General features: G+C 65.6%; 7 protein-coding genes. 2 read left to right on the top strand and 5 right to left on the bottom strand.

Annotation, left to right across the window (positions count from 1 at the left end; genetic code table 11):
- The 5 genes from AC1DIQ_RS18415 to ahpC all read right to left on the bottom strand — a co-directional run.
- The coding region (locus tag AC1DIQ_RS18415) for a transaldolase family protein (protein ID WP_478050563.1) at positions 1–476 on the bottom strand (476 nt) is incomplete at its 3' end.
- Positions 477–528: 52 nt separating this feature from the next.
- Positions 529–936 carry a nucleoside diphosphate kinase regulator gene (gene rnk, locus AC1DIQ_RS18410; protein ID WP_019182413.1) on the bottom strand — a complete coding sequence of 136 codons (408 nt, stop codon included), beginning with the start codon at positions 934–936 and terminating at the stop codon, positions 529–531.
- A gap of 138 nt (positions 937–1,074) precedes the next feature.
- Complete coding sequence (gene oxyR, locus AC1DIQ_RS18405) at positions 1,075–2,031, bottom strand: DNA-binding transcriptional regulator OxyR (protein WP_152153882.1); 957 nt, start codon at positions 2,029–2,031, stop codon at positions 1,075–1,077.
- A gap of 91 nt (positions 2,032–2,122) precedes the next feature.
- The gene (gene ahpF, locus AC1DIQ_RS18400; protein ID WP_478050562.1) at positions 2,123–3,715 is read right to left on the bottom strand and encodes an alkyl hydroperoxide reductase subunit F; all 1,593 of its coding nucleotides are present in this window, start codon (positions 3,713–3,715) and stop codon (positions 2,123–2,125) included.
- Positions 3,716–3,866: 151 nt separating this feature from the next.
- Complete coding sequence (gene ahpC / locus AC1DIQ_RS18395) at positions 3,867–4,430, bottom strand: alkyl hydroperoxide reductase subunit C (protein ID WP_121044636.1); 564 nt, start codon at positions 4,428–4,430, stop codon at positions 3,867–3,869.
- A 427-nt stretch (positions 4,431–4,857) separates the two neighbouring features.
- Between ahpC and prmC the strand changes: the two genes are divergently transcribed.
- Together prmC and pip are read left to right on the top strand one after the other, a co-directional pair.
- Complete coding sequence (gene prmC, locus AC1DIQ_RS18390; RefSeq protein ID WP_478050564.1) at positions 4,858–5,706, top strand: peptide chain release factor N(5)-glutamine methyltransferase; 849 nt, start codon at positions 4,858–4,860, stop codon at positions 5,704–5,706.
- 102 nt (positions 5,707–5,808) lie between these two features.
- Positions 5,809–6,753, top strand: a complete 945-nt coding sequence (gene pip / locus AC1DIQ_RS18385; RefSeq protein ID WP_478050561.1) for a prolyl aminopeptidase — start codon at positions 5,809–5,811, stop codon at positions 6,751–6,753.
- The last annotated feature ends 33 nt before the right edge of the window (positions 6,754–6,786 follow it).

The following is a 6,786-nucleotide window of genomic DNA, read 5'->3' as shown; positions in this document are numbered from 1 at the left end:
AGGTTGCAGTCGATCCCTTCGGCCTGCAGCTGGCGCGCCGCTTCCACGCCTTCCCAGGTTGCCGCGATCTTGATCAGCACCTTGCTGCGCGGCACGCCGGCCGCTTCGTACATGGCGATGAACTGGCGCGCCTTGGCCACCGTGGCCGCAGTGTCATGCGCCTGGTCGGCATCGACCTCGGTCGAGACCCGGCCCGGCACCAGCGTGCTGAGCAGGGTGCCCACGCCCACGGTCAGGCGATCGGCCACCGCGTGCACGATGGTCTCGCGCTCACCCGTCTGCTCGCGGCCCCAGGCCAGCGCGCGCTCGATGAGATCGGCATACACCGGCAGGTCCAGCGCTTTCTTCACCAGGGTGGGGTTGGTCGTGCAGTCGACCGGCTTCAAACGTTTGATCGCCTCGTAGTCGCCGGTATCGGCGACCACCACGGACAGATCACGCAGCTGGGAGAGTTTGGACAGCGAAACGGTGCTCATTGCAACTCCTGGGACGAAACGGTGGAACCTGCGCGGATCGCAGCAGGCAGGGTCAGGCGTGGGGCTGGTGATGGACGGCGGTCACCCGCAGGCGCAGCTTGCGCCCGCCCGGTGCCACCCAATCCATGGTCTGGCCGATCGACAGGCCGAGCAGGGCGGTGCCCACCGGTGCCAGGATCGATACCTTGCCCTGTTCAACATCGGCTTCACGCGGATAGACCAGCGTCAGAACGTGCTTTTCGTTCTGCAGCTCATCTTCGCACTCTACGCGCGAATGCATCATGACGGTGCCCTCGGGAACCTGGTCCGGCGCCACAACGGTCGCGCGGTTGAGTTCCTCGGCCAGGGCAATCCCGGCGGGGGTCTGGCTGACGGCGGGAGACTCGAGCATGGCATCCAGGCGGTCCATGTCGTGGCTTGAAACGATGATCGAAGGGGGCAGTCCGCTGGAAGTGGACATGGTGTAGCTCCTTGCGTTTGTGGAAGACCCATGCAAAAAGGCGGCGCCTGCTGGCACCGCCTCGTTCTATTGTGCTGACAATCGTAGTCGGATGCGACCCGTCCGGCATATCGGCCCCGCCGGCCGGTTCAGCCAGGCTCAGCCGGCGCGTGGAAGCGGCGTGGCCGCGACCGCCGGGACATCGGTCGACTCCAGTGCGAACAGGCCCTGCGGCAGCCGTTTGAACTGCTGGGCCAGTTGCTCCAGGAAGCCGGTCATCGCCGAACTGCGGCGCCAGGCCATCGCGATGCGGCGGCTGGGACGGTCATCGCCACTGAAATCCAGCAGGCGGATGTTGTCCGAGCGCGGCACCGGCGGCTTGACCGAGAGTGTCGGCAGCAGCGTGATACCCACATCGGCGGCCACCATCTGCCGCAGCGTCTCCAGGCTGGTCGCGCGGAACTCCGATTTTTCGTTGGCACCGAACAACCGGCAGACCGCCAGCGCCTGGTCGCGCAGGCAGTGCCCGTCTTCCAGCAGCAACAGCTTCTGCGAGGACAGTTCCTGTACATCCAGATGCTGGCGGCGTGCCAGCGGGTGCTGCTGGGAGACCGCCAGCAGGAAGGGCTCTTCGAACAGGAACTCGGCGTGCAGCTGATCATCATCCAGCGGCAGTGCCAACAGGGCGGCATCCAGCTTGCCCTCGCGCAGGCGGGTCAGCAGCTCGTCGCTTTTTTCCTCGACCAGCAGCAGTTCCAGTTGCGGGAAGCGTTCGCGGATGTTGGGGATCACATGCGGCAGCAGGTACGGCCCCAGCGTGGGGAAGATCCCCAGCCGCACCGTGCCGGCTTCCGGATCGCGACTGCGCCGCGCGGCTTCTTTCATCTGCTCCACCTCGGCCACGATGGTGCGGGCACGCGCGGCCGCTTCCACCCCGGCCGGGGTGAGCATGACCTTGCGCGGTGCACGCTCCACCAGCGGCAACCCCAGCTCGTCCTCGAGCTTGCGGATCTGGGTGGACAGGGTGGGTTGGCTGACGAAGCAGGCGGCGGCCGCCTTGCCGAAATGGCGGTGGTCGGCCAGCGCCACCAGATACTTCAAATCACGTAGGTTCATTTCCTTGGACCTCTAACGGTAATGGACCGGGTGATGGCGTGGCTTACCCAGCAGACAGACAAGGTTCCCGGCGAACCGGGAACCGGACGTTTCAGGCAGCTTCGGCGACAGCGCCGCTGCTCTTGGGAACGGAGGTGCGGATCAGGTGATCAAAGGCGCTCAGTGCCGCAGTGGACCCGGCGCCCATGGCGATGACGATCTGCTTGTACGGAACGGTCGTGCAATCGCCTGCGGCGAAGACACCCGGCACGCTGGTCTGGCCGCGGTCGTCGATCAGGATCTCGCCACGCGGTGACAGGGCCACCGTGTCCTTCAACCATTCGGTATTCGGCAGAAGACCGATCTGCACGAAGATGCCTTCCAGTTCCACCCGGTGCGAATCGCCACCGACGCGGTCCTGGTAGACCAGGCCCGTCACTTTCTGGCCATCGCCCAGCACTTCCTGGGTCAGGGCGCTGGTGATGATGGTGACGTTGCCCAGACTGCGCAGCTTCTTCTGCAGTACTTCATCGGCCCGCAGTTTGTCATCAAATTCCAGAAGGGTCACATGCGTCACAAGACCCGCCAGATCGATCGCCGCTTCCACGCCGGAGTTGCCACCGCCGATCACCGCCACGCGCTTGCCCTTGAACAACGGACCGTCGCAATGCGGGCAGTACGCCACGCCCTTGTTGCGGTACTGATCTTCGCCGGGCACGTTCATCTGGCGCCAGCGCGCACCGGTGGACAAGATGACCGAGCGCGACTTCAGTGACGCGCCATTCTCCAGGGTGATCTCGACCAGGCCGTCATCGCCGGCGGGCACCAGCGCGGTGGCGCGCTGCAGGTTCATGATGTCCACGTCGTACTCGCGCACATGCTGTTCCAGCGCCGCGGCCAGCTTCGGACCTTCGGTTTCCTTGACGGAAATGAAGTTCTCGATCGCCATCGTATCCAGCACCTGGCCACCGAAACGTTCAGCGGCCACACCGGTGCGGATGCCCTTGCGTGCGGCATAGATCGCCGCGGCTGCACCGGCCGGACCACCGCCCACCACCAGCACATCGAACGGGGCCTTGGCGCTCAGCTTTTCGGCATCGCGTTTGCCAGCGCCGGTGTCCAGCTTGGCCACGATCTGCTCCAGCGTCATGCGGCCTTGATCGAACACCTCGCCGTTGAGGTACACGGTCGGCACGGACATGATCTGGCGCGCTTCGACCTCGGCCGGGAACAGGCCGCCATCGATCGCCACGTGCTGGATGCGCGGGTTCAACACCGCTGCCAGGTTCAGTGCCTGGACCACGTCCGGGCAGTTCTGGCAGGACAGCGAGAAATAGGTTTCGAAGCGGTACTCGCCCTCCAGATTGCGCACCTGCTCGATCAGCTCGGCGGTGGCCTTGGACGGGTGACCACCGACCTGCAGCAGCGCCAGCACCAGCGAGGTGAACTCATGGCCCATCGGCAGGCCCGCGAACACCAGATGGATGTCCTGACCCGGCGTGGTCAGTGCGAAGGAGGGCGTGCGCTCGTTGCTGTCGCGACGCACGTCCAGGCGGATCTGCGTGGAGAGCGTGGTCAGCGTGTTCAGCAGCTCGAGCATTTCCTGCGACTTGGCGCCGTCATCCACGTGCGCCGTGATCTGGATCGGACGGGTGACACGTTCCAGATAGGTCTTCAGCTGGGACTGGAGGTTGGCATCCAACATCGAAAAACTCCTTGAATCAGGCAAGGTGGCAGCGTCGACGCACCCCGCGGGTGCATCTGCGCGACATGGGGGTGAACCGAAACCGGCGCGTGGGGCACCGGCTTGGGTTCACCCCCATCCCCGGCGGGCGGGGATGGGGATGAGGAGCGGCTTAGATCTTGCCGACCAGGTCCAGCGACGGGGTCAGGGTCTTTTCGCCTTCCTTCCACTTCGCCGGGCACACCTGGTTCGGGTTGGCGGCGGTGAACTGGGCAGCCTTCAGCTTGCGCAGGGTCTCGGAGACGTCACGGGCGATCTCGTTGGAGTGGATCTCCAGGGTCTTGATCACGCCTTCCGGGTTGATGATGAAGGTGCCGCGCAGGGCCAGGCCTTCTTCCGGAATGTGCACGCCGAAGGCGTTGGTCAGCTGGTGGGTCGGATCGCCGACCAGCGGGAACTGGGCCTTGCCGACGGCCGGCGAGGTTTCGTGCCACACCTTGTGCGAGAAGTGCGTGTCGGTGGTGACGATGTAGACCTCGGCGCCGGCCTTCTGGAACTCGGCGTAATGATCGGCGGCGTCTTCAATCTCGGTCGGGCAGTTGAAGGTGAACGCGGCCGGCATGAAGATCAGCACGGACCAGTGACCCTTCAGGGTGCTGTCGGAGACCTTGATGAACTCGCCGTTCTGGTAGGCGTTGGCTTCGAACGGCTGGATCTGGGTGTTGATGAGCGACATCGTTGTTCCTCTTGGTGAAGGGGGTGGGTGAAGCGACCAACACAGGTTAGCGGCTCCGTTCCCATAAGAACAATCCATTGATTGCATCTATGCGATAGTCATAGGCTATCAAAGTGGTCTGATCCTGCGATGAATGATGAGGGCCAGATCCGTTAGAACCGTTGCAGCGCAATGACCAGGGCGCCGGAACGTGTGATCAGTGCAATAGCTTCTGCATATTCGTTGTGGGGGAAAGCTGAACGATCGCAGGCGACGCGGTGCCGATCCGGCCCGATGTCAGGCGGAAATCGATAGTGCACATGCATGTATATGTGAGTTGCCATGCTTGGATTCAATCAAGCTGCCGGTCGCGGACGGCCGGCGCGCGCACCCGGGGCGCAAGGGCCGGTGCACTACACTGCGCGCCCCGATGTTGCTCCCTCCCGCCATGACCGCCACCCCGCCACCTGTCCGCCAGCTGCTCGCCGACGCCGCCACCCGATTGCCCGGCGTGGAAGGCCGCCATGAGGCCGAACTGTTGCTGCTGCAGGTGCTGGAACGCGAGCGCAGCTGGCTGTTCGCGCATGCCACCGATCCGGTCGAGCCGGCGCAGGTGGCGGCGTTCGAGGCGCTGCTGGCCAAACGCCTGGCCGGTGAGCCGGTGGCGTACCTGCTGGGCCGCCGCGGCTTCTGGACCCTGGATCTTGAGGTCAGCCCGGCCACCCTGATCCCGCGCCCGGAGACCGAGCTGCTGGTCGAGCTGGCGCTGGCACGGTTGCCCGACGCTACCGCCTTGCGGGTCGCCGACCTTGGCACCGGCAGTGGCGCGATCGCGCTGGCGCTGGCCAGCGAACGCCCGCAGGCGCAGGTAGTGGCGACCGACCTCAGCGAGGCGGCCCTGGCGGTGGCGGCACGCAACGCGCAGCGCCACGCACTGGGCAACGTCCAGTTCCGGCAGGGTGCGTGGTACGCGCCGCTGGCGGGTGAGCGTTTCGATCTGATCGCCACTAATCCCCCGTACATCGCCAGCGACGACCCGCACCTGGCCCAGGGCGACCTGCGCTTCGAACCGGCCACCGCGCTGGCCGCCGGTCTTGATGGGCTGGACGACATCCGGCTGATCATCGCCGGTGCAGCAGCACACCTGCTTCCCGGCGGCTGGCTGCTGATCGAACACGGCTGGGACCAGGGCGAGGCGATCCGCGCGCTGCTGCGGGACGCCGGTTTCCAGTCGGTCGCCACTGAGCACGATCTGGAACAGCGTGACCGGGTGAGCCTGGGCTGTCTGCCCGCCTGAGTGCGTGCCGGCCCTGCGGCGACCCCGAGGCTAGAATGGCCTGTCCACCGGGCCGCCGCGCAGCGTGATGCGGCGACTGTCATTCCACATGGAGTTCCTGTCATGCGTACGCTGTATCCCGCCATCACCCCTTACGACGTCGGCACCCTGAAGGTCGATGACCGCCATACGCTGTACTTCGAGCAGTGCGGCAATCCCGACGGCAAGCCGGTGGTGATGCTGCACGGTGGCCCGGGCGGCGGCTGCAGCGACAAAATGCGCCAGTTCCACGACCCGGCCAAGTACCGGATCATCCTGTTCGACCAGCGCGGTGCCGGCCGTTCCACGCCGCACGCGGACCTGGTCGACAACACCACCTGGGACCTGGTCGCCGATATCGAGAAGCTGCGCGAGCACCTCAAGGTGAATCGCTGGCAGGTCTTCGGCGGCAGCTGGGGCTCGACCCTGGCGCTGGCCTACGCGCAGACCCACCCGCAGCGCGTGACCGAACTGGTCCTGCGCGGCATCTTCATGCTGCGCCGCTGGGAGCTGGAGTGGTTCTACCAGGAAGGCGCCAACCGCCTGTTCCCGGATGCGTGGGAGCACTACCTCCAGCCGATCCCGGCCGTGGAGCGCCACGATCTGATCTCGGCCTTCCACCGCCGCCTGACCAGCGACGATGAAGCCACCCGCCTGGCCGCGGCCAAGGCGTGGAGTGTGTGGGAAGGCGCCACCAGCTTCCTGCACGTGGACGACGACTTCGTGAACAGCCATCAGGATCCGCAGTTCGCGCTGGCCTTCGCCCGCATCGAGAACCACTACTTCGTCAACGGTGGCTTCTTCGAGGTGGAAGAACAGCTGCTGCGCGACGCGCACCGCATCGCCGATATCCCGGGCGTGATCGTGCATGGCCGCTACGACGTGGTCTGCCCGCTGCAGAGCGCGTGGGAGCTGCACAAGGCGTGGCCGAACTCGACGCTGGAGATCAGCCCGGCCTCGGGTCACTCTGCCTTCGAAGCGGAGAATGTCGACGCGCTGGTGCGGGCGACGGATCGTTTCGCGGGTTGATGGAGGCGTGCCGACCAACGGTCGGCACCTACC

Source organism: Stenotrophomonas sp. 05L413 (assembly GCF_056397945.1).
The sequence above is the reverse complement of the archived record's forward strand: the minus strand, read 5'-3'. Positions and strand labels throughout refer to the sequence as shown.

Bases quoted from the DNA above. Each gene is read 5' to 3' on its own strand.
- pip (WP_478050561.1), top strand. From the start codon at position 5,809: ATGCGTACGCTGTATCCCGCCATCACCCCTTACGACGTCGGCACCCTG.
- ahpC (WP_121044636.1), bottom strand. From the start codon at position 4,430: ATGTCGCTCATCAACACCCAGATCCAGCCGTTCGAAGCCAACGCCTAC.
- ahpF (WP_478050562.1), bottom strand. From the start codon at position 3,715: ATGTTGGATGCCAACCTCCAGTCCCAGCTGAAGACCTATCTGGAACGT.
- oxyR (WP_152153882.1), bottom strand. From the start codon at position 2,031: ATGAACCTACGTGATTTGAAGTATCTGGTGGCGCTGGCCGACCACCGC.
- rnk (WP_019182413.1), bottom strand. From the start codon at position 936: ATGTCCACTTCCAGCGGACTGCCCCCTTCGATCATCGTTTCAAGCCAC.
- prmC (WP_478050564.1), top strand. From the start codon at position 4,858: ATGACCGCCACCCCGCCACCTGTCCGCCAGCTGCTCGCCGACGCCGCC.